General features: G+C 75.9%; 23 protein-coding genes. 10 read left to right on the forward strand and 13 right to left on the reverse strand.

What is annotated here, in order from left to right:
* The first annotated feature begins 149 nt into the window (after positions 1–149).
* Positions 150–608, forward strand: a complete 459-nt coding sequence (locus PH191_RS07520) for a universal stress protein (RefSeq protein ID WP_274193997.1) — start codon at positions 150–152, stop codon at positions 606–608.
* Here PH191_RS07520 and PH191_RS07525 read toward each other — a convergent pair.
* From PH191_RS07525 to PH191_RS07550, 6 genes are all read right to left on the reverse strand, one after another.
* The gene (locus tag PH191_RS07525; RefSeq protein ID WP_274193998.1) at positions 605–1,498 is read right to left on the reverse strand and encodes a hypothetical protein; all 894 of its coding nucleotides are present in this window, start codon (positions 1,496–1,498) and stop codon (positions 605–607) included. The two genes, PH191_RS07520 and PH191_RS07525, sit on opposite strands and share 4 nt — an antisense overlap.
* A gap of 112 nt (positions 1,499–1,610) precedes the next feature.
* A complete protein-coding gene (locus PH191_RS07530) occupies positions 1,611–2,018 on the reverse strand; it encodes an SRPBCC family protein (RefSeq protein WP_274193999.1) in 408 nt (135 codons plus the stop codon).
* A gap of 60 nt (positions 2,019–2,078) precedes the next feature.
* The gene (locus PH191_RS07535) at positions 2,079–3,356 is read right to left on the reverse strand and encodes a hypothetical protein (RefSeq protein WP_274194000.1); all 1,278 of its coding nucleotides are present in this window, start codon (positions 3,354–3,356) and stop codon (positions 2,079–2,081) included.
* A gap of 54 nt (positions 3,357–3,410) precedes the next feature.
* Complete coding sequence (locus tag PH191_RS07540) at positions 3,411–3,638, reverse strand: hypothetical protein (protein ID WP_274194001.1); 228 nt, start codon at positions 3,636–3,638, stop codon at positions 3,411–3,413.
* A 190-nt stretch (positions 3,639–3,828) separates the two neighbouring features.
* Positions 3,829–5,289 (reverse strand): mycofactocin dehydrogenase MftG, encoded by a 1,461-nt coding sequence (gene mftG / locus PH191_RS07545; RefSeq protein ID WP_274194002.1) that lies wholly within the window; start codon positions 5,287–5,289, stop codon positions 3,829–3,831.
* A 103-nt stretch (positions 5,290–5,392) separates the two neighbouring features.
* Positions 5,393–6,463, reverse strand: a complete 1,071-nt coding sequence (locus PH191_RS07550; protein ID WP_274194003.1) for an LCP family protein — start codon at positions 6,461–6,463, stop codon at positions 5,393–5,395.
* A gap of 239 nt (positions 6,464–6,702) precedes the next feature.
* Here PH191_RS07550 and PH191_RS07555 point away from each other — a divergent pair, with 239 nt between their 5' ends.
* The 3 genes from PH191_RS07555 (at position 6,703) to PH191_RS07565 (ending at position 8,119) form a co-directional block, all read left to right on the forward strand.
* A complete protein-coding gene (locus PH191_RS07555; RefSeq protein WP_274194004.1) occupies positions 6,703–6,912 on the forward strand; it encodes a hypothetical protein in 210 nt (69 codons plus the stop codon).
* A gap of 59 nt (positions 6,913–6,971) precedes the next feature.
* Positions 6,972–7,556: a DUF7002 family protein gene (locus tag PH191_RS07560; protein ID WP_420791789.1), complete on the forward strand. Its 585-nt coding sequence runs from the start codon at positions 6,972–6,974 to the stop codon at positions 7,554–7,556.
* A gap of 212 nt (positions 7,557–7,768) precedes the next feature.
* Positions 7,769–8,119 (forward strand): hypothetical protein, encoded by a 351-nt coding sequence (locus tag PH191_RS07565; RefSeq protein ID WP_274194006.1) that lies wholly within the window; start codon positions 7,769–7,771, stop codon positions 8,117–8,119.
* Here PH191_RS07565 and PH191_RS07570 read toward each other — a convergent pair whose 3' ends face one another.
* Both PH191_RS07570 and PH191_RS07575 read right to left on the reverse strand, forming a co-directional pair.
* Positions 8,120–9,112, reverse strand: a complete 993-nt coding sequence (locus tag PH191_RS07570; RefSeq protein WP_274194687.1) for a potassium channel family protein — start codon at positions 9,110–9,112, stop codon at positions 8,120–8,122.
* Between the two features lie 147 nt (positions 9,113–9,259).
* Positions 9,260–10,858 carry an aldehyde dehydrogenase family protein gene (locus tag PH191_RS07575; RefSeq protein WP_274194007.1) on the reverse strand — a complete coding sequence of 533 codons (1,599 nt, stop codon included), beginning with the start codon at positions 10,856–10,858 and terminating at the stop codon, positions 9,260–9,262.
* 477 nt (positions 10,859–11,335) lie between these two features.
* On the opposite strand from PH191_RS07575, the gene PH191_RS07580 reads away from it, so the two are divergent.
* Positions 11,336–11,725, forward strand: a complete 390-nt coding sequence (locus tag PH191_RS07580) for a hypothetical protein (RefSeq protein WP_274194008.1) — start codon at positions 11,336–11,338, stop codon at positions 11,723–11,725.
* A 32-nt stretch (positions 11,726–11,757) separates the two neighbouring features.
* On the opposite strand, the gene PH191_RS07585 is transcribed toward PH191_RS07580, so the two are convergent.
* Positions 11,758–12,570: an N-acetylmuramoyl-L-alanine amidase gene (locus PH191_RS07585; protein ID WP_274194009.1), complete on the reverse strand. Its 813-nt coding sequence runs from the start codon at positions 12,568–12,570 to the stop codon at positions 11,758–11,760.
* On the reverse strand, positions 12,567–12,701 hold the full coding sequence (locus PH191_RS07590) for a hypothetical protein (RefSeq protein ID WP_274194010.1): 135 nt from the start codon (positions 12,699–12,701) through the stop codon (positions 12,567–12,569). Before PH191_RS07590 ends, PH191_RS07585 begins: the two co-directional genes overlap by 4 nt.
* A 164-nt stretch (positions 12,702–12,865) precedes the next feature.
* Between PH191_RS07590 and PH191_RS07595 the strand changes: the two genes are divergently transcribed.
* Positions 12,866–13,129, forward strand: a complete 264-nt coding sequence (locus PH191_RS07595) for a hypothetical protein (protein ID WP_274194011.1) — start codon at positions 12,866–12,868, stop codon at positions 13,127–13,129.
* Positions 13,130–13,183: 54 nt separating this feature from the next.
* Here the strand turns inward: PH191_RS07595 and PH191_RS07600 are convergent, their stop codons facing one another.
* A complete protein-coding gene (locus PH191_RS07600) occupies positions 13,184–13,645 on the reverse strand; it encodes a hypothetical protein (protein ID WP_274194012.1) in 462 nt (153 codons plus the stop codon).
* Between the two features lie 151 nt (positions 13,646–13,796).
* Between PH191_RS07600 and PH191_RS07605 the strand changes: the two genes are divergently transcribed.
* Complete coding sequence (locus tag PH191_RS07605) at positions 13,797–14,822, forward strand: DUF4185 domain-containing protein (protein WP_274194013.1); 1,026 nt, start codon at positions 13,797–13,799, stop codon at positions 14,820–14,822.
* A gap of 15 nt (positions 14,823–14,837) precedes the next feature.
* Here the strand turns inward: PH191_RS07605 and PH191_RS07610 are convergent, their stop codons facing one another.
* Together PH191_RS07610 and PH191_RS07615 are read right to left on the reverse strand one after the other, a co-directional pair.
* On the reverse strand, positions 14,838–15,560 hold the full coding sequence (locus tag PH191_RS07610) for a class F sortase (RefSeq protein ID WP_274194014.1): 723 nt from the start codon (positions 15,558–15,560) through the stop codon (positions 14,838–14,840).
* A gap of 195 nt (positions 15,561–15,755) precedes the next feature.
* The gene (locus tag PH191_RS07615; protein WP_274194015.1) at positions 15,756–16,253 is read right to left on the reverse strand and encodes a hypothetical protein; all 498 of its coding nucleotides are present in this window, start codon (positions 16,251–16,253) and stop codon (positions 15,756–15,758) included.
* A 180-nt stretch (positions 16,254–16,433) separates the two neighbouring features.
* Between PH191_RS07615 and PH191_RS07620 the strand changes: the two genes are divergently transcribed.
* The 3 genes from PH191_RS07620 to PH191_RS07630 all read left to right on the forward strand — a co-directional run bounded on the left by PH191_RS07620 (position 16,434) and on the right by PH191_RS07630 (position 20,092).
* A complete protein-coding gene (locus PH191_RS07620) occupies positions 16,434–17,564 on the forward strand; it encodes a DUF5685 family protein (protein WP_274194016.1) in 1,131 nt (376 codons plus the stop codon).
* Positions 17,565–17,754: 190 nt separating this feature from the next.
* Entirely contained in the window at positions 17,755–19,665 is a 1,911-nt protein-coding gene (pknB, locus tag PH191_RS07625; protein ID WP_274194017.1) for a Stk1 family PASTA domain-containing Ser/Thr kinase, read from the forward strand.
* 124 nt (positions 19,666–19,789) lie between these two features.
* Positions 19,790–20,092, forward strand: a complete 303-nt coding sequence (locus PH191_RS07630; protein ID WP_274194018.1) for a hypothetical protein — start codon at positions 19,790–19,792, stop codon at positions 20,090–20,092.
* Positions 20,093–20,234 lie beyond the last annotated feature (142 nt).

Consider the following 20,234-nt stretch of genomic DNA (forward strand, 5'->3'; position numbering starts at 1 on the left):
GTCGTCGTCGGGCGTCGTCGGAGGTCACGGCACCACGCGCCGACGGGGTCCGTCGGTCGGGCGCTCCCGCACAGTCTGTCCGATCTCTTCCGGGGAGGCGACCCCGGGTCGCACGGCGCATACGCTCGGGAGCGTCCTAGGGTGCCGCCGTGGGTGACTACAAGCTGGTGGCGGTGGGCACGGACGGCTCCTCCTCGGCCACGTCCGCGGTCACGCGGGCCGCGCAGATCGCCGCGGACGCGGGCGCCAAGCTCCTCATCGTCTGCGCGTACGAGAGGTCGGGGCGCAGCAACGACCGCGACCGGGCCGAGGCCGAGCGCGCGCTCGGCGACGAGGCCTACAAGATCATCGGGGCGAACCCCGCCGAGGAGAAGCTGCGCGACGCCCGCGACGTGGCCCGGCGCGCCGGCGCCGAGGAGGTCAACACGGTCGCCGTCGAGGGCGAGCCGGTGCAGGCCATCTGCGACAAGGTCGCGCTGCACCACGCCGACCTCGTCGTCGTGGGCAACAAGGGCCTGGCGAGCTTCGCGGGGCGCCTGCTCGGGTCGGTGCCCGCGGAGGTCTCCCGCCGGTCCCCCACCGACGTGCTGATCGTGCACACGACCTAGCGCGTCGGCGAGGCGTCCTCGAGGACCGGGGCGGCGGTGACCTGCTCGGACGGCGACGAGCGTCGCGGCACCGGGGTGGCGGCCGTCGGCGGGGTGGCCCACGTGCCGGGCACCGTGCAGTACGGCGCGGCGCCGTGGCGCCCGAGCAGCTCGGACAGCGGGGCGTCGGCCAGCACGTCGGCCAGCGCGTGCTCGAAGCAGCGCCGGGTGCCCCGGTCGCGGGGGCGGGCCAGCGCCTCGGCGAGGCGCCGGGTGAGCCGCTCGGAGTCGGCGAGGAAGCCGGTCAGCGAGAGGCGCCCGCGACCGAGCTCGCGGCGGCAGCGCCCTGCGACCGTGTCGCCCTCGCCGACCACGCACACCTCGACGTCGACGTCGCCCGGCTCGAGCACCGCACCGGCCGGCCCGGCGCTGTCGGGCGCCGACATGGCCGCCCGGAAGACGGCGTTGGTGACGCCGTCGGACGGGTCGCGCACGAGCGCGGCCAGCAGGTTCCAGCCCCCGCGGCTCTCGAGGACGTCGCGCAGCCCGCGCACGTCGACGGTCAGGCGCCGGACGCGGACGTCCCCGTCCCGGGCGAGCAGCTGCTCGACGGAGTCGGGACGCGTGCCCTGCGGCCCCTCGTCGGGGACGACGAGGTGCAGCCGCGGGACGGCCGGGCTGCCCGGGACCTGGGGGTCGATGCCGCAGACCGCGACCTCGGGCGCCGGGGCCCGGACCGCCTCACGGGTCGGGGTGTCCAGGTACTCCATCCCCGCCATGACCTCCGGCCCGGGAACCTGCCGGCGCGTGGTGCCCGCCGCGAGTCCGGAGGTGGTGGTGGAGGCCGGCGAGGTGGTGGTCCTGCGCGTGGGGGTCGTGGTGGCTCGACGACGGACGAACGGGATGCGCACGGGCGTTCCGCTCCCTTGAGGTCGGGAGCCTCCAAGGATGCCAGAGGAGGGTGACGGTCGCCACGTCGCACGATTCAGCCGTGCACGTCACCCGAGTCGCCTCATGGGCGGTCTAACGGGCCGGCTCGGTGCCGGATCCGTCGAGGATGCGCTTGAGTTCGGCGAGCGTCTGCTCGAGGCCGGCGCGGATGCCCGGGCCGTCGGCGCGTTCGGTGTGCAGCGTGACCGTCACCCGCGACTCGACGTCGCCGATCCCGGTCACGAACAGCTCGCCGTGGTAGCCGCTGACGTGCTCGGCACCCCAGCGCAGGCTCCGCGCGTCGGCGTCGGCGTGCATCCACGCCGTGCCCTCGTAGCGCTCGCCCTCGACGTTCGCCACCACGGCGACCTCCTCGGGTCCCGTGCTCGAGGCCTTCTCGAGGCCGCTGAAGTACTCGGGGAGGTGCGAGACGTCGGCGAGGTAGTCGAAGACCTCCTCGGGAGGACGGCGGACGTCGGCGCTGTGCTCGTAGTCACCCATGGCCGGGGCTACCCCGCCCTGCCACCTCTCAGCCCTGCCACCTCTCAGCCCTGGGCCCTCTCAGCGCACCGCCGGCGTGATCGTCGCGCCGCCGCCGAACCCGGCCACCCCGGACGCCTCCGCGCCGAGGCCGAGATAGGCGTTGACCAGCACCGGGGCGGCACCGGGGCGGGTGTCGCGGTCGGCGCCGGTGCGCGCGTCCAGCACGACCGGGCCGTTCACCGTCGTGCCGTAGACCGCGCCGTGCCAGGCCGTCGTGAGGCGCGGGGCGACGCGGTTGGCGCCGGCGTCGGGCAGCTCCCACAGCGGGGCGGCGGTGGTGGCGTCGACGGCGAACACGCGGGTGTCGCCGCCGCAGACGGTGGTGGCCGCCTCGTCCCACACGCAGCGCGGCGGTGTGTACGAGCTCCCGACGTCCACCGTGCGCACCTCGGCGCCCCGCGCGTCGACGAAGCGCAACGACGCCGAGGGCGCGGCGAGCGTCGTCGCCGCGGTGCGCCCGGAGACGACCGCGAGCCCCGGGCCGGCGGGGGTGATCTCCGGGGCGCGCAGGACCTCGCCCCCGAGGCCGCCGGCGACGTCCGGGCGGCGCAGGCCGGTCACGGCGTCGAGGGCGACCACGGTCGACGCGGCGTAGGCGCGGCTCGCGCCCGGCGCGGTCGCCACGCCGAGTGCGGTGCCGCCGGCGGGACCGTCGGCGAGCACGGCGTCGACGGCGACCCCGTCGGCGGTCCAGAGCACGCGCTGCGTCGTCAGGTCCACGCCGAGCGCGGTCCGCTGGCTGTCGGTGCTCGCGGTCAGGACGGCGACGCCGGCGACGACCCCGGCGACGGTCATCGCGACGGCCGGCGGGCGCTCCGTCCACGGCAGGACGGTCGCCGCGTTCCACCGCAGCGCGCCCGTGCCCGCGTCGAACGCGAGGAGGTCCACCGAGAGGCCGGGCGGCGTGGTGCCGGAGCCGGGCACCACGCTGGCGCCGCCGACGAGCACGGCCCCGTCCGCGGTGGCGACGGGCCGGCCCGCGACGAAGCGGTCGGGCGGCGCGGCCGGCCCCGGGATCGCCGCGCCGGTGGAGTCGGCGTGCACGAGGCGCCCGCCGTCGGTCGCCCAGATCGTGGTGCCGACCAGCGCCGCCGGCAGGTCGTCGGCGTCGCGGCCGAACACCCGCGAGCCCGAGCCGCCGAACAGCGTCCCGGTGGGTGCGGCGAACCCGAGGGGCGGATCGAAGGCCGGCGGCGGGGCGCTGCCCCCGGCGTCCGGATCCGCGCATCCGGCGAGCAGCAGGGCGGCCGCGAGGGACCCGGCCGCCGTCGCGAGAAGGCGGCGCCGGAGGGACACGGCGGCAGCGTGTCATGCGCCGGCGGTGCCGGCCCCGGCACACCCCGCGGCGGGCTACTCGCTCGGGACCGCGTCCTCCGAGGAGCGACGCGGGGCGACCACGGGCAGCGGGCCGGTCGCCTGGGCGAGGCGGCGCTGGGCGCGGGAGATGCGGGCGGCGAGCTCGGCGGCCGCGGCCTGCTCGACCTTCTGCGCCTTGCGCTCGGAGCGCGAGAGACGCGGTGCGGGAGCAGCGTCCGGACCTGCGGCGGGGGCGTCGACACGGCGGCGCAGGAACGACATCGGGTTCTCCTCGATCACCTCGGAGGGAGGTCTCGCAGGAAGTGTCGTCGCGGCCACGCAGGACGTGACACTGTTCCACTCCATCGTGTCGCTGCTGTGACCGTGTCCGGTGGAAGATCGGGATGCACCGCCCTGACCGGCACGAATCGGTCATCCCGCTCCGTGGTCGAGGCCCCCGGGACACCGTTCGTCAGGCACTCGATCCCGCGATGAGGTCGGCCGCGCGCTCGCCGAGCAGCAGGGCCGTGGCGGCCGGTCCGCGGCGCGGCACGGTGGGCAGCACCGAGGTGTCGACCACCCGCAGGCCCGCCAGCCCGTGCACCCGCAGCTCGGGGTCGACGACGGCGCCGGGGTCGTCGGCGAGGCCGAGCCGGGCGCTGCCGCACAGGTGCGCCGACGTCCCGAGGTGCGCGCGGACCCAGGCGTCGAGCCCCCGGTCGTCGAGACCGCGCTCCGCGCCGAGCGTGAACCCGGCGGCCGCGAGCAGGTCGCCCCCGCGGCGCACCGCGCAGCGCATCCGGGCGCGGTCGCGCTCCGAGGCGAGGTAGTGGTGCTCGAGGCGCGGCGGCGCCGTGGGGTCGGGCCCGAACGTCATCGACCCGCGGCTCTCCGGGGCCTGGAGCGCGCACATGAGGTGGCTCGCGCCGCCCGGGGCGAAGGGGCGGGCGAACAGCAGGATCTCGAGGTCGCCGGCCGGGTCGTCGCCCCCGTCGAGGTGGACCGCGGCCTGGGCGGTGGGCGCCTCGGGGTGCAGGCCGCCGGTGTCGGTGAAGGCCAGGTAGACGTTCGGGTGGTCGCTGTAGCCCTGCCCGACGCCCGGGCTCTCGTGACGCACCGGCAGGCCGGCGGCGCGCAGGGCGTCGGGCGGGCCGATGCCCGAGACCGCCAGCAGCTGCGGGGTGAGCACCGAGCCGGCCGAGAGCACCACCTCGCCGGCCTCGATGCGCTCGCCGTCCACGGCCTCGACGCCGACGGCCCGGTCGCCCTCGAGCAGCACCCGGGCGACGGTGACGTCGCCGCGCACGGTGAGGTTGGGCCGCGCGAGGTGCGGGATCACGTAGGCCATCGCCGCGTTGACCCGCACGCCGCGACGGACGTTGCCCGGCACCAGGCCCGCGCCAGGCGGCTGGTCGCCGTTCTTGTCCGGCTCGGAGGGCACGCCGATCCGGGCGGCCGCCGCGAGGAAGCGCTCGGTGACGGGCGCGCGCATCTCCCCCGCCGGCCGCACGACCGGCACCGGCCCGGCGTCGCCGTGCAGGGGCCCGCGCACGTCGTGGTCGTGCTCGCCGCGGATGTAGTACGGCAGCGTCTTCTCGTACGACCAGCCCGGCCACGAGTCGAGGTCGGCCCGCGTCGCGCGGACGTGGTTGGCCCCGTTGACCGCGCTCGACCCGCCCAGGAGCCGCCCCCGACCGACCCGCGTGGACCGCTCCGGCGTCAGGTCCACGCCGACGTCCCAGGTGTGCGGGCCGTCGGGGTCGGCGGCGGCGAGCGAGGCGACGTCGCGGACCTCGGCCGGGAACGCGGCGGGGTCGGTGATCGCCGCCCCCGACTCGAGCAGCAGCACCCGGCGGGCGGGGTCCTCGCTCAGGCGCCCGGCCAGCGCGCAGCCGGCCGAGCCGCCGCCGACGATCACCACGTCCCAGCTCACGCGCCCACCCCCGCGCCCGCGACGCGCCTGATCCCGGTGATCAACGCGGACTTCGTGCGCATAGAAGCAGCGAGATACCCGTTCGCTGCGTCAGGGGTGCACGTCAGCGCGGGGTGTCGGAGAGCTGCTCCTGCGGGCGGGCGGCGGCCCACTGCGGCACGGCGTCGGTGTTGACCGCGAACCACAGGTCGCGGCCGGCGCCCTCGTCGAGGTAGACGACCGACTGCCCGCCCTCGTCGCCGGTGCCGGTGACGGGCACGGTGAGGAACGAGATCGACGAGTTGCGCAGGTCGCGCATGCCGAACGCGAGCTGGGCGAGGCCGGTGTTGGACAGCGAGTCGTCCACGCCGACGTGGCGGGTGACCGTGTCGACGGCCGCGTACGCGGTCGGCGGGCTGGAGAGCGTCCCGGACGAGAGGGTCTTCTGCACGAACGCGCGCAGGGCGGCCTGCTGGCGACGGACGCGGTCGAGGTCGCCGCCGGGCAGGCTCTTGCGCTCGCGGACGTAGACGAGGGCCTGCTCGCCGTTGAGGTGCTGGGGCCCGGCGGGGACGACGACGCCGTCGCGCTCGGTCTCCTGGCCGACGTTGACGTCGATGCCGCCGACGGCGTCGGTCATCTGCGCGAAGCCCGCGAAGTCGATGACGGCGAAGTGGTCGATGTGGACGCGCGAGAGCTGCTCGACGGTCTCGATGAGCAACGGCGGCCCGCCGAAGGCGTACGCCGCGTTGATCTTGTTCTTGCCGCGCCCCGGGACGTCGACCCAGGAGTCACGGGGGATCGAGATGATGCTCGCGCTCTGGCCGTCCTCCGCGATCGTGGCCACCATGATCACGTCGCTGCGCGTGGAGCCGAAGACCGCGTCGGGCGCGGCGTCGGTGCCGGTGGTCGCCTCGGGCGAGCGGGTGTCCGTGCCCATCAGCAGGAACGTCTGCCCGGCGGCGTCCGCGGGTCGCGACGACGGGTCGATCGGCGCGAACACCGAGGGATAGCGGCCGACCTGCGAGCCGAGGTGCTGGGTGACCAGCACGACGCCCGCCGCGGCCAGGAGCACCAGCACGAGCAGGGCGATGAGGCCGTAGAGCAGCGCGCGCAGCCCCCGCCGCTTCCGGGCGGGCTCCTCGTCCTGGTCCGGACCCGGGCCCCCGGGACCCATCACGCTGCCGATGCTCATTCCCCGACCATCCCTGCTCCCGGGTCACCACCTCCGTCGGTGACGACCTCACTCCCGTTCTCCTCGGACGACGAGCGGCTGCCGTTACGCGACACGTGGTGTCCGCCGTCACCCTGCGGCCCAGCGTGACAGCCCGCTCACGGGCGGTTCCGGGCGGCTCGTCGCGGCGCACCTGCCGCCGCCCGCGCGCATGCCGGGGCTCGCCCCGCCGGACGGACCGGCGCCCTACCCTCGGACGGGTGACGCCCGATCGAGACACCGGCGACGCCGTCCTGGAGCGGGAGGCCGCCCGCGTGGCCCTGGGCCCCGTGCCCGCCCCGCGACCCGAGCTCCTCGAGCGGGTGCTCGAGGGCCTGCGCGACCTGCCCGCAGCCGCGCACCGCACGCGCGACGACACATCCGGCGAGGGCGGGGACCCCGGGCTGCCGCTGCCGCGCCGCCGCTCCTGAGCTCCCCGGGCACGACCACCGGGCTCACGCGCGCCGAGCTCGCGGCGCGGCATCCCCGGCTGTTCCACATGACCGAACCCGGCGCGTGGCCGTCGATCCGCGCCGAGGGCCTGGCGAGCGCCGCCGCGCTGGTCGAGCGCTTCGGGGCCGCGCCGGAGCTGGTCGCCGGACGCCGCCCGGCCGCCGTCACGCTGCACGCGCCGGGGCGCGACCCCGTGGTCCTGCGCGACAACGGCGTGCTGCACGACGGCCAGCTCGCGCGCTGCCTCGAGGGCATGAACGTCGCGGACTTCTACCGGATGCTCAACGCGCGGGTGTACCTGTGGCCGACGCGCCGACGCGTCGCCGGGCTCCTGGCGGCGCGCGCCTACCGCCACCGCGCCCACCTCGTGATCGAGCTGGACACCGCCGCCCTGCTGGACCGGCACGCCGCGGCGGTGCGCCTGTCCCCCATCAACATGGGGGCGACGCTGATCAACCCGCCCCGCCGCGGCCCCGACACCGCCCGCCCGCTCGCGGCGTGGCCCCGCGGGCGGACCGTCGCCGAGGTCACCGTCGAGCACGCCGTCCCCGACGCCGCCGACCTCGTGCTCGCCGCGGCCGTCCACCACCCCGGCGGGTACGTCGAGACGATCGACCTCTGACCGCACGGCGAGCCGTGCCCGGATCACCGGAGACCGCCCCCGGCACCCGGAGACCACGGGTACGTCGTCCACCCGCGGGAGACCTGGGACGCCGACGACGCTCTCCTGATCTCCGTGCGGGTGGCCGTTTCGCCCAGGGTGAACGCCGACGGGCCGACAGCGGGCGCACGACGACCTACCGTGGGCGGACAGCACCGAGGAAGGAGCGCGCGATGACCGTTCCCGACCCCGGCCACCCCGACGCCCGGCCCGGAGGCCGGCGACCGAGCAGCGGCATGGACCCCATGCCGACGTCGGTGCCCCCGCCCCCGTTGGGCGACCGGCCGGACACCGACACGCCCCGTCGGCCCACGCCGGGCGACCCGGCCCCGGACGGGCGCCTCGAGCTCGTCGCGGTCGGCCGCGACGACCGTCGCCGGCACGTCGTCGACGTCGAGTCCGGCGAGCTCGGCGACCCGACGGGACTGCGGGCGCGGTGCGGCGCCGCCGTCGAGCAGGTCGTGCCGGGCCTGCGGGCGGAGCAGGCGGACTGCCCCGGGTGCCTGCTCCCGGTGCACCGCTAGTCAGTCGTCGGGCCCCGCCCGCCGCACGCACAGCAGGCGGTCGCCGCGCTCCAGCGCGTCGACCTCCGGGGCGTCGATGGCGTGCACGGTGCCGTCGCGCACGACGCCCAGCACGATGTCGCGCAGGTGGCGTGGCGAGCCGCCGATCTCGTTCTCGGTGACCGCCCGCTCGCCCAGGCTCAGGCCCGCCTCGGGCGAGATGAGGTCCTCGACCACCGACACGACGGCCGGCGTCGTGGTGGCCATCCCGAGCAGGCGGCCCGCGGTCTCGGCGGACACGACCACCGAGTCGGCGCCGGACTGGCGCAGCAGGTGCACGTTCTCGGCCTCGCGCACGGCCGCCGTGATCGTGATCTTCGGCGCCATCTCGCGGGCGGTCAGGGTGACCATCACGGCCGTGTCGTCGCGGTTGGTGGCGACGACCAGGGCCGTGGCGTGCGGCAGCCCCGCCGTGCGCAGCACCGACGACTGGGTCGCGTCCCCGCGCACCGTCACCAGCCCCAGCGCGGACGCCGCGTCGAGCCGTCCGCGGTCGGTGTCGACGACGACGATGTGGTCGACGTCGTGCCCGTCCCCGCGCAGCGTGGTGACGGCGGCCTGGCCCTTCGTCCCGTAGCCCACGACCACGACGTGGTTGCGCACGCGGGACCTCCAGCGGTTGATGCGGAACGCCTGACGGGACCGCTCGGTGAGCAGCTCGACCGTGGTGCCGACCAGGACGATGAGGAACAGCAGCCGCAGGGGCGTGATGACGAGGATCGTCCACAGCCGCGCGGACTCGGTCACCGGCACCACGTCGCCGTAGCCGGTGGTCGAGAGCGAGACCGTCGCATAGTAGAAGGCGTCGATCAGGCCGATGCCGTCGTCGTTGTTGTTGTCGACGTAGCCGTCGCGCTGGAAGTAGACGATCAGCGCGGCGGCCGTCAGCGCACCGAGGGCGAGGAACAGGCGCCGCAGCAGCGCGACGATCGGCCCGACCCCGGTCTCGGGCATCTGCACCGACGCGCCGCCCTCGATGCGCGCCGGTGAGGCGTCCCGCGACACGCGGCCTCGCAGGACCATCTCCCGGCCCCTCCCGCGGCTCGTCGGTCACGACGGCGGGCCGCCTGGGGCGCCTGCCACGGCGAGGTTACCGGGGCGCTAGGTGGGCGGGGTGCGCTGGTAGCCCGGGAAGTTGCCGTAGATGTTCTCCCCGGGCGGGCCCTCGGTGACGGCGTGGACGAGGTACTCGCCGCCCACGAACGCGCCCTTCCACGACTCGCCGCGCCCGCCGAACGCCTCGTCCTTGTCGCCGCGCGAGCGCAGCTTGTTGATCCCGACCTTGAACGCCTGGACCTGCTCGGCGAGCCGCTCCGCCTTCTGGCTGTCGTCGCTCGCGATGCTCGCCACGAGCGCGCCGTTGGACGCGTTCATCTGCGCGAGCAGCTCGGCCTCGGTGTCGACGACGATGATCGAGTCGACGGGCCCGAACGGCTCCTCGTGCATCAGCCGTGACGCGCCCGGAGGGGCGAGCATCGAGACCGGGGCGTGGTACGCGGAGGTGTCCTGGCCGGGCAGGAAGCGCCCGCCCGCCTTGTCGCCACGGAAGAGCGGCACGGCCCCGTGGCGCAGGGCCTCCTCGACGCTCTCGTCGAGCTCGGCGGCCTTGGCCGCGGAGATCAGCGGGCCGAAGTCGAGGGCGGGCAGGTCGTCGACCCCGTCGCCGCCCTCCTCGACCGCGAGCGGGTGCCCGAAGCGGACGCCCTCGAGCACCGGCAGGTACGTCCCGAGGAACTGGTCGACGAGCTTGCGCTGCACGACGAAGCGCGGGTAGGCGGTGCACCGCTGCTTGGCGTACTCGAAGCCCTTCTTGAGGATCCCCGAGAACGTCTCCCAGTCGGAGAACTCCCAGACGCCCCAGGTGTTGAGGCCCTCCTGCTCGAGCATGTGCCGCTTGCCGGTGTCGGCGAGCTGCGCCGCGACCCGGCCGCCGTTGGACCGCCCGCCGACGAACGCCAGCGCCCCGATCTCGGGCGAGCGGATCAGCGCGTCCGAGAGCTCCGAGCCGTCGCCGGCCAGCAGCGTCACGGGCAGCCCCTCGCGGGCCATGAGCGCGTGCGCGACGGTCAGCGTCATCCAGCCGCCCTGGGTGGGCGTCTTCGCGACGACGCCGTTGCCCGCCAGCAGCTGCACCAGCTCGGCGTGCACCTGCACGCTCATCGGGTAGTTCCAGCTGGCGATGTTCGAGACCGGTCCCTCGAGCGGCGCGCGCTTCGCCGGCGCCCCCTCGACGTCGCGGGCGAGCATCCCCTCGATCTCGTCGACGTACCAGCGCACGCCCGAGATGCACCGGTCGACGTCGGCGCACGCCATCGCCCACGGCTTGCCGATCTCCCAGGACAGCAGCAGCGCGAGGTCGTCGCGGGCACCCTCCATCGCGTCGAGCGACGCCGACACCCGGCGCCGGCGCTCGTCGAGGTCGACGTCGCCCCAGGAGCGGTGCGTCGCGGCCGCGCGCTGCACCGCGTCCGAGGCGGTCGCCGCGTCGACCTTGAGCATCGTGCCGAGCGACGAGCCGTCGACGGGGCTCGTCTGCTCGCTCGGCGTCCCGACCGCCTTCCACTCGCCGTCGATGAGGTTCGCCGGCCCGTCGTCGGCGAAGGCCTCGCCGACGAGATCGCGCACCCGTCCGGTCACGGCCGACCAGCTGACGCTGTCGGGGACGTGGAGCCGGGCGGTGCCGTCGGCTGCGTCGCTCATGATCATGGTCTCCCGGTCGCTCGGGGTCGGGACCCGACGACCATAGGCACCCCGGGCGCCCCACGGGAACCGTCCGACGGACGTGTCGTGCCCTACCCGTGGTCGGACGATCACCCCAAGTGATCCGCAGCCCGGGAGCGGGTCGCGGTGACGAAGTCCGCCCGCCCGTTGAGCCGCTTCCCGAGTAGATATTACTTCGCCTAACAATCTATCGGAGATCGCTTGTATGCAACGGCGCGTGACGGGACAGACACCGAATGTCACGCTGTGCGTCGGCGCGGGAGACGTATCGCCGAGCGGTCCCCCCGCACGGGTGAATAGTTGAAAGCTTGAATCAGGAGTTGGGCACTCTCCCGTCACCACTCGTGACAGCGGCTCCACGCCGGCGCCTCCCGTCCCCCGACGGTGGCGCCGGACGCCGGGGCAGACCGGGACGGCATGAACCCCCTCGTGCCGGAACGCGGAGGAGAGAGACCGATGGAGAACGAGGCCCGGTGTCCCGCACGCCTGGACCCCGCCGAGCCGACCGTCGAACCGACCGTCGAGCACCCCGCCGAACCCACTGCCGAGCCGACCGCCGTCCCGACCGGCGGCCGTCCCGACGCCGACCCCGCGAAGGCCGCCCCGATCGGCCGAGTACCGCAGGTGGACTGGCTGACCGCACAGGCGGAGCTCGACGAGTGCGACGGCTACATCGTGCTCGCGGTCGATCCGCAGACCGGCGAGGTCGACGCGCACGGCCCGTACCCCGGGTTCGATGCCCTGGAGGTCGCGGAGTCGCTGCGCAGGACCCTCGACCACGAGGAGCTCGACGACGTCGTCGTCCGCGTCGTGCGCTGGCACCAGGAGTCGACGGGCGCGGCCTGACGCCCGGGACTGCTCTTCCGGGGCCTGGACCCTCAGCGGCCCAGCGTCTGCAGGATGCCCGCGGCGATGCCGTCGGCGTAGCGCTGGCGGCCCGCGGGATCGGTGAGCACGGCGGCCTCGCCGGGGTTGCGCATGTTCCCGCACTCGACGAGCGCGGCGGGCACGCGCGCGAGGTTGAGCCCCGCGAGGTCGGGGCGCGGGTCGAGCCCGCTCTCGCCCCGGTAGGTCGACGGCGCGAACCCCTGACCCTCGAGGCCCGCGACCAGCGCGCGGGCGAGGTCGAGCGACGGCCCGCGCTGCGAGGGGGCGAGCGCGGGGTCCGCGACGGCGATGTGGAACCCGCGGTCCTCCGTGGCGGGCGCGGAGTCGGCGTGGATCGAGACCGTCAGCGCGGCCCGGGCGTCGTTCGCGGCCGCGGCCCGCTGGTCGACGCAGGGGCCGACGCCGGCGTCGTCGGAGCGGGTGGAGCGCACGACCACCCCGCGCCCGGTCAGCACGCGCGTGGCCCGCTGGGCGACGTCGAAGGCGAAGGCGTGCTCGGCGTAGCCGCCCGACGTCCCGCTGCCTGAGGTCGCGGTGCCGGTGGTGTTGCAGGGCTTCGTGCCGCCGCGCCCGTCGGGCACCTCCCGCGCGATCTCGTCCGCGGCCCCGGCGTTGCCGCCGTTGTGGCCCGGGTCGAGGACGACGACGGGCGCGTCCGGGGCCGCCCGGGCCTGCGCGTCCGGCGCCGGGGAGGGCGCCTGCGCCGGCACCCGACTCGGGGCTGCGGTCGTGGGCGGGGTGGGGGTCGTGCCGCACGCGGCGAGCAGGGCCAGCAGGAGGACCAGGACCGCGCGGCCGGTCATCGCAGGGTCAGCTCGGCGAGGTGGTCGCCGGTGACGACGTCGAAGGGTCCCGCCAGGGCGTCGCGCAGGCCGGAGAACCGGGCCCAGAGCCAGCCGGCGCAGTCGGCGATGCGGACCGGACGGTCACTCACGCGGGCTCCCGGAGGGGTGATCGAGACGGTCGGGCGGCCCGGAGTCTCCCCTCCCGATCCGGCGCTCGCTGAGTGACGCAGGTCACTTCACGATGAGAGCAACCTGAGCGCCAGCCACTCGTACGGCTCAGTGAACGTACGGACCGTCGCTCTACGGTGAGCACGTGCCGGTCACCGACCGGACAGAACGGGCCCGGGCGAAGCGGGCCCTCCTGGGGGGGAACCACATGAAGACGATCGCGCTCGCCCTCGGCGGGCTCACCGCCGCCTGGCTGGCCGCGCCGACGGTCGTGATGACCGCGCGCGGCACCCTCGACCAGCGGGCCTGTGCCGGCTGGCGCGCCCTCGCGCCGGTGCCCGCGCCGCGGTCCCTGGCGCCGATCCCGGCCCCGCGCCGCGGCGACCTGGACGACCGCGTCTCGGCCTGACCTGCGGGTCCGGCCCTGCTCGTTCGGCCCTGCTCGTCCGGCCGGCGACGTTCCTCAGGCCGCGACGACGGGCCGCGGCAGCGGCTCGAACAGCGAGCCCCCGAAGATCCCGCGGCCGGTGCCGACGCTGGCGAGCAGCGCGTCCTGGCAGCGCCGGGCGAGCCGGGCCACGGCCGCGCCGTCGTCCACCCCGCGGGCCCGGGCGATCTCGTCGAGCACGTGCTGCGGCCAGCCCGTGGGGTCCGCCCGGCCGGCCTCGCAGGCCGCCACGACCTCGGCCCACCGCGCCGCGTCGACGTCGCCGCGGCCGCGGTCGAGGAACATCGTGCCGAGGTGCTCGCTCACCGCGAGGACGTTGTGCGGCGTCGTCGGGAAGCCGGCGCGCAGGAGGATCGCCTCCGCGAGGTCGGGCGAGAGCCGCGGCCCGGGCGTGACGCCGGGCCGGTGGCGCAGCGCCGCCACGACGGTGAACGCGAAGACGACGAGCAGCGCAACGGTGCCGACCACGGTGTCCACGACGAGGCCCTCTCTCGACCCGCTCCGGGCGGCGGGATGCCTCGGGAGTCGTCCGTCGAGACCTGATCGTTACGGCCCGATACGACCGTTCCGTCGCCGTCCGTTCGGACGTCCCGTGCCCCTCCGCGGGAGGAGTCGGTATACAGCGGGGATGCGCACCCTCGAGGTCACGAAGCTGCGGGACCTGACCGGCCCGGGGCACACCGACGAGTACGGGATCGGCGGGACCGACCTCGGTGCGGCCGCCACCGCCCCCGACGGCCGGATCGTCGCCGTCTTCGGCGACACCTTCGAGAGCAAGGAGGCCGGCGGCCCGGGCTGGCGCTCGCCGGTGATCCTCTTCGGCGACCCGGGCTCGGTCCGCTCCGGGCTGAGGTGGACGGGTGCGGCCGGACCGTCGCGCGGCTACGCGGACCAGGTCGTCAGCTACCGGCACAACGCCCGCATCGGCGGCCGCTTCGGCGGGCTGATCGGCGGCACCAGGATCACGACCCAGCTCCCCACGGACCTGATCACCGTCGGGGACACGATGTACCTGCACGTCATGGCCTGCGAGGGCCTCGGCAACGTGCACTGGACCGAGATCCACCGCTCCCGCGACGACGGCGTGAGCTGGGAGTCGACGGGCCTGTCCTGGCCGGGCGGACACCTCGGCGGGCACTTCCAGATGCTCACCTGGGAGCTCGGCCCCGACGGCTACGTCTACGCGCTGACGACGGGGTTCCAGCGGGACAAGGGCCTGCTGCTGCACCGCGTCCCCGCCGACCACCTGCTCGACGCCGCCGCGTGGGAGGGCTGGGGGTTCGCGGACGGCGCGTGGGCCTGGGGGAACGCGCCGACGCCCGTGCTCCCCGGGGCGTTCGGTGAGCTCTCGCTGCGCCGCGTCGGGGACACGTGGTGGCTGAGCGCGTTCGACGCCGGGAACTACCGCATCGACCTCATCCCGATGCCCGGTGGACCGACGACCGACCTCACCACCGCCGAGCGCCTCACGGTCGTCTCGGGCTGCGGCTGGGGCGAGGAGGACCACGGCTGCGGTCGCGTGGCCCAGCTCTACGGCGGCTACATCCTGCCCGGGTCGACGCCCGACGAGATGCACCTCGTGGTCAGCCAGTGGCACACGAACGAGAACTGGCCGTACCGGGCGATGCACTTCCGCGCCCGTCTCGCCGTCTGATCAGGACACTCCCGTTCAGGACACTCCGCGCGCGAAGACCACGGTGTTGTCGCGGTACGAGCCCGCGCCGGAGTCGAAGCTGCCGCCGCAGGTGATCAGCCGCAGCTCCGGGCCGGCGGTCGGGCCGTAGACGCGGTCGGTGGGGAACGCGTCCTTCGGGTAGACGGCCACCTCGGTGACCTCGAACGTCACCGTCACACCGTCGGCGCGCACCACCTCGGCGCGCTCGCCCGGTCGCAGGCGCCCGAGCTCGAAGAACACCGAGGGACCGGCCTCCGCCGAGTCCACGTGCCCGATGATCACCGACGGTCCCTGCCGGCCCGGGGTGACCGAGTAGCGGAACCAGGCGGCGTGGTCGTAGCCGGGCGTGCCCTCGGCGGGCACCTCCATCGTGCGGTCCGGGTTCAGCCCGACCTGGTCGACCGGCGCGTCCACCCGGATCGCCGGGATCCGCAACGTGGCCGGGGGCGACGACGTCGCGATCGGCCCCGCCTCGGCGGCGCGGTCGGGAGGGGGCGGCGGACCGGCGGCCGCGGTCGAGGGCGCCGGCGACGGGGCGGGCGGCGCGCCGGTCTGGTCCACGAGCGCGTACCCCAGCAGCGCCACGCCCAGCACCGCGAGCACCACCGCGCCGGCAAGGAGTGCACGACGGACGGGGTCGGGGCGGACGGGGGTGGGGGGCCCGCCGGCGTCCGCGGTCTCGGGGTCGGGGTCGGCGTCGTCCTGCTCGGTGCTCACCGCCCGCCCCCCTGCCGCTCGACCACTGCTCGAACCCTGCCCGCGACCGCCGCGAGGGGCACGTTGCGCATGATCGACAGGTCTGCGCGCCGGCCGAACGTGCCCCTCGCGAGGACACGGTGCCCCGGCGGACGACGACCCCGCACACGCGCGGCGTGCGGGGTCGTCGACTCCTGCCTCGGTCCCGGTCTCGTCTCAGTCCTCGCGGCGGCGCCGGGCGGCGGTCGCGCCCAGCGCGCCGGCACCTGCCAGCGCGAGCGCGCCGACGCCGATCAGGCCGGCGTGCTCGACGTCCGAGGTCGAGCCGCCCCCGGTGGCGACACCACCGGACGGGGTCTGGCTGGCACCCCCACCCGAGCCCGAGCCGCCCGAGCTCGCGCCACCCGCGCCACCGGCACCGCCCTCGCTCCCGGAGCCGTCCGAGGCCGACCCGCCGGGCGCGCCGGTGCCCCCGGCACCGCCACCCCCGGGCTGGGTGCCCGCCTCGCCGCCGGCCCCGGGCTGGCCCGGCGCGGCGGCACCGGGCTGCCCCGGAGCCGGCTGACCCGCGGCGTTGCTCGGCTGTCCCTGGCCGGGCGCCGGCGGCGGTCCCTGCGGCTCGGGCGCCTGCGAGCAGCCCGTCAGGACGCCGAGTCCGACGGCGGCCGCCAGCGCCGGCCCCGCGAGCCGACGTGCCCTGTTGCTCGAGATCACGCGTTCTCCCCGATCGTCGTCTGCACACCCGCCCATCAGGACGTGGCGCGGTCTCCGCCACCGTTCCCTGGCGTCCCAGCGGTGACACGCGATCGGCGGAGGACATTGCGGCGAACGGCCCCCTCTCGGGCGGCGGACGGCCGTCGTGATCGACATCGTCGATCGCACTACCGTTCCCGCGTGCTCGGCATCGTGCGGCCCTGCCGTCACCACCTCTCCCCCGCGCTGCACCGTCGCTGGGCGGCGCACCTGTGCGGCACCTGCCTCGCCCTGCGCGACGGTCACGGCCAGCTCGCGCGGGCCGCGACCAACGTCGACGCCCTGCTCGTCTCGGTGCTCACCTCGGCGCAGGGCCCGGCCACCGGCTCCACCGGCGACCGCCTCGCCGGCCCCTGCCCCGCCCGCGGGATGCGCACCGCCACCGTGGCCGCCGGCGACGGCGCCCGGCTGGCGGCGAACGCCGCGCTGCTGCTGGCGGCCGGCCACGTCGCCGACCACGCCGACGACCGCCAGGGCGCCTTCCGGCACGCGCCGGTCGCAGCGGTGGGCCGCCGGCTGGCCGACCGCTGGAGCGAGCGGGCGCGCGCCACCGCACCGGCGGGCTTCGACCCGGCGGCGCTGCTCGCGGTCCCGGCGCGCCAGCACGCGATCGAGCACGGCGGGACGGCGACGCTCGAGGAGGCCACGGCCCCGACGGCCGACGCCGTGTCGGCGGCGTTCGCGCACACCGCGGTCCTGGCCGGGCGGCCGGGCAACGCGGCGCCGCTGGCCGTCACGGGCGCCGCCTTCGGTCGCCTCGCCCACCTCCTCGACGCGCTGGACGACCTCGACGACGACCGCCGCGCCGGCCGCTGGAACCCCGTCGACGCCACCGGGGCCGGCGTCGAGGCGACCCGCGGACTCGCCCGCGCCGAGGTCGCGACCCTCGCCGCGACCCTGCCCACCGTCGAGCTCGCGGGGCCCGAGCTCGATGCGCGCCTCGCCCACCGCCTCCTGGTCCACGAGACCGAGCGGGCGTGGCAGCGCACGCACGCCCGAACGGAGCAGCCGCCCACCGACCAGCCCCCGCACCCTGGCGACGGGGCGCGGGGACGCCCGCCCCGTGGCGTCCTCGCGGGCTGCGTGGCGGCCGCCGGGCTCTGCTGCACCGGCCAGCTCTGCTGCGCCGACGAGTTCCAGGGTCCGTGGAGCGGCCGGCCGCGCAGCAACCCCTGCGCGAACTGCTGCGACTGCACCGAGTGCAGCTGCGACTGCTGTGACTGCTGCGGCTCCGACGGCTGCTGTTGCGACGGTTGCGGCTGCGGCCACTGAGGGCACAGGACCCGACGAACGGGCGAACTCGCGCGCCGAAGGGGCGACCCGCCGTTCCCCACCCGGTCCCGACACGTTGGACCCGACCGGGTGATGCTGGCGCGGATCGCGGCGGCCCGCCGTCGCGACCCCGTCGTCGCGGCGGGGCCACGAGGCCAGCAGCGGGTGACGGAGCGGAGGCACGGAGCGCATGTCGCAGGCGACGGTGGTGGCCGGCCGCTACCAGCTCGGCCCGACCCTGGGCCGCGGTGGCATGGCCGACGTGCACTCGGGCCTCGACGTGCGCCTGGGGCGCGAGGTCGCGATCAAGGTGCTGCGCTCCGACCTCGCGCGCGATCCGTCGTTCCGGCTGCGGTTCGAGCGCGAGGCGCAGAACGTGGCCGGGCTCAACCACCCCGGGATCGTCGCGGTCTACGACACCGGCGAGGTGCCCGGCGAGCAGGTCGGGCTGCCGTACATCGTCATGGAGTACGTCAGCGGGTCGACGCTGCGTGACCTGCTGCGCGCCCACGGCCCGATGCCGCCCGAGCACGCCTGCGCCGTGATGGCGGACGTGTGCGCGGCGCTGGGCTACAGCCACGAGCACGGCGTCGTCCACCGCGACGTCAAGCCGGCGAACATCATGATCACGCCGGGCGACGTCGTGAAGGTGATGGACTTCGGGATCGCCCGGGCCCTCACCGAGACCGGGCCAGGCCTCACCGGCGACATGGTCATCGGCACCGCCCAGTACCTCTCGCCCGAGCAGGGGCTCGGGCAGGACGTGGACGCCCGCGCCGACGTGTACGCCGCGGGATGCGTGCTCTTCGAGCTGCTCACCGGAGAGCCGCCCTTCAGCGCCGACAGCCCGGTCGCGATCGTCTACCAGCACGTCCGCGAGGACCCGCCGATGCTGGCGACGCTCGCACCGCCCGGCGTGGTGATCGACCCCTCGCTCGAGGCGGTCGTCCGGCAGGCGATGGCCAAGAACCCGGACAACCGCTACGCCACCGCCGCCGAGATGCGGACCGACCTGCTGCGCGTGCTGGCCGGCGAGCGCCCGGACGCGCCCGCCGTCCTCGCCGAGTACGACCGCGTCACCGGCCCCGAGGACCCCACCGACCCCGGGCGTCGCGGTGCGGCCGCCGAGACCACCGGCGAGATGAGCCTGACGCAGGAGGTCACGCGCGGGAGCCGGCGGCGCGGCGCCGTCGAGCTCGACCACGGACCCCGCACCGGAGCCCACGCGGCGGCGCGGCCCAGCGGCTCGCGACGGCGGCTCGGGGCGGCGGTGATCGGCCTCGTGGCGCTGCTCGTGCTCGGCGTCGTCTGGGTCGCGAGCCCGTCGGACAGCGAGGTGCCGCGCCTGGTGGGCCTCTCGCGCGACGAGGCCGTGCGCGCGCTCGCCGACGCCGGGCTCTCCCCGATCGTCGTGCCCACGGCGTCGCCGCCCGAGCAGGTCGACCGGGTGATCGGCGCGTCCCCGGACGTCGGGGTGCGCGTCGAGGAGGAGTCGGCCGTGACCCTGCGCATCGGGCGCGGGCCGGGGCTGGTCCAGGTCCCGCTGCTCGTGGGCCGCAGCCCCGAGGCCGCCCGCGTCGCCGCCGAGGCCGCGGGCCTCGTGCTCACCCCGGTGCCGCGCCAGCGCGAGACCTCCGACCCCACGGAGATCGGCCAGGTCGTCGGCCAGGACCCGGTGCCCGGCTCGCTGCGCCCCGCCGGCGGCGCGATCGAGCTGATCGTGGGTCAACGCCGGGCCACCCTGCAGGTGCCCGACCTCGCGGGCCGCTCCCGCCAGTCGGCGGAGTCGACGCTCGAGGGCATCGGCCTCGAGGTCTCGTTCCGCGAGGTCGACGGCGGCGCGGCGGGCACGGTGGCGGGCACCGTCGTCGGGATGCGCCCGAGCGCCGGCACGGCGGTGCCACGGGGCAGCACGGTCACCGTCGACGTCGCGCGGGGCTCGGGCTCGGCGCCGACCTCCGAGGCGCCGTCCGGGGACACGGGCAGCGGATCGGACGGTTCGGAGACCGGTGACTCGGGCGGGGCCACGGACGGCGGCGACGGCGCCGGGGACGGCACGAGCGGCTCCGAGGGCGACGACGGGTTCTTCGACCTGTTCTGAGCGGTGACCCGCCGGCGGTGTACTCCGTCCGTGATCCACCGGACGGCGCATCAAGAACGGCCGTGTGGCGCTCGATGACCAGGGTGACAGTACGTCGGCCGTTCACCCAGGGACGTGATCCACGATGTTCCGCCGCTCCTCGAGCACCGCCACCACCAGCTCCTCCGTCGCCGGGTCCCACCGTCGCCGCGCCGTCCGGCGGGCCCGTCAGCGCGAGGTCATCGACGACGCCGCGCTGCGCGCGCGCCTGGACCGGATGAACCGGCGGCTCGCCGAGGTCAGCTCCGTGCAGGTCACTGCGCGTGCCCAGGGGATCGACAACGACGCCGCCCGCCGCGACCCGCTGACGCGCCCGTTCTCCGCCCCCGTGGACGGTCCCGTGCCCCCGCGCCGGGTCGACACCGCGGAGATGGCACGCCCCGCCTGAGGGGCGCCCGGCCCGACTCACCCCGCATTCATCACACCGAGTGATACTGCGGCGCGATTATCGCGAACCCCCTGGCAGACCCTCTGCTCGCGAACACACACTGTCACCGTCTCGGCCACACCACTGCGCCGGGAAGGTGACA

This window comes from Actinomycetospora callitridis (genome assembly GCF_028737265.1).
Taxonomy (GTDB): domain Bacteria; phylum Actinomycetota; class Actinomycetes; order Mycobacteriales; family Pseudonocardiaceae; genus Actinomycetospora; species Actinomycetospora callitridis.